Annotated in this window: 4 protein-coding genes and 1 pseudogene; 1 reads left to right on the top strand and 4 read right to left on the bottom strand. The window is 44.4% G+C overall.

Annotated elements, in window-relative coordinates; all coding sequences use genetic code 11:
- Window positions 1–527: pseudogene (locus PPL9_RS17730) on the bottom strand (type VI secretion protein ImpB); the annotation flags it as partial.
- A gap of 84 nt (window positions 528–611) precedes the next feature.
- Between PPL9_RS17730 and PPL9_RS17735 the strand changes: the two are divergent.
- On the top strand, window positions 612–956 hold the full coding sequence (locus PPL9_RS17735; protein ID WP_161831331.1) for a hypothetical protein: 345 nt from the start codon (window positions 612–614) through the stop codon (window positions 954–956).
- Between the two features lie 244 nt (window positions 957–1,200).
- On the opposite strand, the gene PPL9_RS17740 is transcribed toward PPL9_RS17735, so the two are convergent.
- The 3 genes from PPL9_RS17740 to PPL9_RS17750 are packed head-to-tail and all read right to left on the bottom strand — an operon-like array spanning window position 1,201 to window position 2,715.
- A complete protein-coding gene (locus tag PPL9_RS17740) occupies window positions 1,201–1,557 on the bottom strand; it encodes a helix-turn-helix transcriptional regulator (RefSeq protein ID WP_161831333.1) in 357 nt (118 codons plus the stop codon).
- Window positions 1,558–1,617: 60 nt separating this feature from the next.
- Window positions 1,618–1,950: a hypothetical protein gene (locus PPL9_RS17745; protein WP_057463948.1), complete on the bottom strand. Its 333-nt coding sequence runs from the start codon at window positions 1,948–1,950 to the stop codon at window positions 1,618–1,620.
- 12 nt (window positions 1,951–1,962) lie between these two features.
- Window positions 1,963–2,715 (bottom strand): hypothetical protein, encoded by a 753-nt coding sequence (locus PPL9_RS17750; protein WP_152986738.1) that lies wholly within the window; start codon window positions 2,713–2,715, stop codon window positions 1,963–1,965.
- Window positions 2,716–3,012 lie beyond the last annotated feature (297 nt).

Genomic DNA, 3,012 nt, shown 5'->3' on the forward strand with positions numbered 1-3,012 from the left:
TAAAGGCGCTTACTGATGCCTTGAGAGATTCCGGGCAAATCTTCCAGCTTCATCTTGCTCAGACGATCCGGCATATTTTCAGGGGCCAACCATTGAAGCCCATCAGGCTTTTCCAGCTTTCCCGCAATCTTTGCTAGAAGTTGGTTCGGGCCGATGCCAATTGAACACCTCAATTGTGAACCAACCTGCGTAGCGATGGCTTTTTTGATCTGTCGTGCGAGAGTAAGTGCTTGATCGAGAGAGGCTGTTTTACCGCCTAAGCCAACCTGAAACTCGTCAACGGATCTGACGTATTCAAGCTCAGCTATGCTATCGACGACACGCGCTATTTTTTGATTGACCTTGACATATAGCGGATGACGGCTTGGCCGAAACTGCAGATGAGGACACAGTCTGCGTGCTTCATAAACACGGGTTCCGGTCCTGACGGAATAAGATTTTGCCTCGTATGAGGCCGCTACCACACATCCGCTTTTATCATCTACTGCCGTAATGGCTACAGGCTTCCCGCGCAAAGCCGGGTCCATTTGCTGCTCTACAGATGCTTTCTAAAAAAAGGCGTCCATATCGATATATATGGTTCGAAAGATCGTCATTACAGATTTTACCGATTGATTTTAGATGCGCTTTGTTCCTTATATGTTCTCATGGCAGATCGCAAAAAACAATTAGCTAATGTCGCATTTGGTGGCAGTTGGTCAGAAGAGTTGGTGCACAAAGGCAGAGTTCAAGCAGTCATTGACGTGTTACGCTTGGCTGCTGAAAATTGTGATGAAGAGGATCCAAGAGGACCAGAATTATCAGCGAGCCTCGTTTACATCGAGCGCCACGTTGAAAAAGGTCGGATGTTTCGGATCGGGGTGGAAAAATCCTTGTCCTTACAAAACCCTAGTCAACGAAAAATGGAAATGTTAAGATATGTCTCGCTGATTGAATCTTGGATACATCCTCGCTGAGAAGCGCTCGATGCAGCTCAACTAATGTTGTTTCCCTCCTTATATGGATCAATCGGAGTACCTAATGTAGATGAACCTACCGCTGCCAAACGCTTTGAAGCGACCGCCAAATGGGCCTGCCAAGTGTTTCTCAACTGTCTCTCTGGTCATTCTTGGTGGGTAGGTGTATCAGCTTGAGTATCCGTCATGCGCAAGGTTATTTTATAGTCCAAACACGATCAGCTTTGTTGCAACTCTCGCTAAGCTAGTGGTTCCTCTCTGGTTCGTAAATCTGCTCAAACATCTTGCAAACAAGCTGTGCCATTTGGTCTGAATCCAGATCAAGCTTGCTTTCTTCTGCAAACGAGTGCGCAGCTAGTACCGCAGCCTTAATCATCTTGATAGGCGTCCTTTCACTCATCTGACCATATCCAAACAGTAGCCAATCCGCAGAGATCGAATAATTGCTTGCCAGTTTCATGATCAGATCAGTAGGCGGAACAGAAGTTCCTTTTTCGTAGGTCTTATACGCAGTGTTAGAGATGCCTAGTTCACGAGAAAAGTCTATCTGGGTTTTCTTTTGGCACTTGCGAACCGCCGCAAGCCTTTGCCCAATTGTCATAAGTTTTAGCATCTTTCCTTCTGCACTCACTGCTCCTTAGTTGGACTTCTCGGAAAAGAATTACTGATTAGATACTTCTGTGATGTCAATCGATTGTGCGTACTTCTGAACGGACTCAAATGCTTCTTCTATCTCTGGCTGTCCAGGAAACTTCTTTTCCAAAATAAGGAGGCCTGAGAGCGCTGGCTTAAGGCACATTTGGGCGCATTCCTGCAATGCGTCTTGTTCTGTGTATCCGCCCTCAATTAGGCTTTCATTGATGTTTCTGAGTGTTGCGTAATTAAAGCCAGTTTCGGTCAGAGCAGTCCCAAACACCCTTCTGTCCACTCCAACCTCATCGGCAACTCTTTTTACAAATGAAAAGCCGCCAAACAGTTTAAAAAGACTTCGCAATGATCAAACTCCTTAGTTGGACTGTTCTAGTTCAAATTGAAAACGGCTTCTTATTGCGTTCATTGCAGGTTCAAACTCATGCACTGCGCGAGATGGCATTAGGTACTTGCTTTTGCCCTTCTGGAGTGCGTTGTATTTTGATCTTGCTGAAGTGCTTAACCGCGTCGGAATAACTGAGAAAACAAAGCCATTGAACAGAAGAGATACAAGAACGTAACGTTTTTTACCTATTGTTACTGCCTCATAAGTTGGGGCTAAACACATTTTTCTGTATGCAAGCGTGGAGCGGGAATCCCGTCCATCTTCCAATCGTTCAACTTTTGCGGTGAATTTTTCAAAAGGGCATTTCTTCAGATAAAAACTATCTTTCATCCATTCTAATTTCTCGCGCTGCATATCAAAGTTAGAATAAAAATCGTTTTTAGAAATGGAGCATCGCCAAATAACTGAGAGGATAAAATTAAATAGAACAGTGGAATCGATGTCCAATGCTGGGCATTTAATTCCACTCTGATAAGCTTTCCAGTATTTTTTAAAAGCATTGAACGCTGGCGTTTCATAGGTTGAATTTAAGAAGCCCTCGCATCCTACACAAAGCATTTCTTCTTTGCCGCTGTTTTGCGTATTGAATAGTGCAGAACTCCCTTCGGTCACCGATAAAGCTTGACCAGAACTCGTGCGAAACATTGGCTTGAAGTATGCGTTCGGAATTGCGTGTGATTGTTGCAACTTACATATCGTGCTGCACAAGTTACAGGTAGCCACGTTATCTCCTTAGCTGGATTAAAAAAAGTACATAAGAGCTGTCCGACTGCTGAAGGCAAAAACATAGTTGGCAGCAGCTATCATCGCCCACCATGCCGCAGAACTATTGAACTGGGCCTGTTGTTCTGCCTCCTTCCAGAAAATAGCTATATCTTTGAAGTCATTGAACCTGCAACCTGATGCCTTTTGCCAATAAGAGGGCTCTCCTTCCATTATGTAGGGTCTTTAACCCTTGTTTCATAAGGGATATAGTGAGCTATCAATAACTGGAATGTCGCGGTTTTTATGAGCCAAATC

The organism is Pseudovibrio sp. POLY-S9 (assembly GCF_001431305.1).
In the GTDB taxonomy this organism is placed as follows: domain Bacteria; phylum Pseudomonadota; class Alphaproteobacteria; order Rhizobiales; family Stappiaceae; genus Pseudovibrio.

Coding starts and splice junctions, on each gene's coding strand:
- PPL9_RS17740 (WP_161831333.1), bottom strand. CDS start 1,557: ATGACAATTGGGCAAAGGCTTGCGGCGGTTCGCAAGTGCCAAAAGAAA.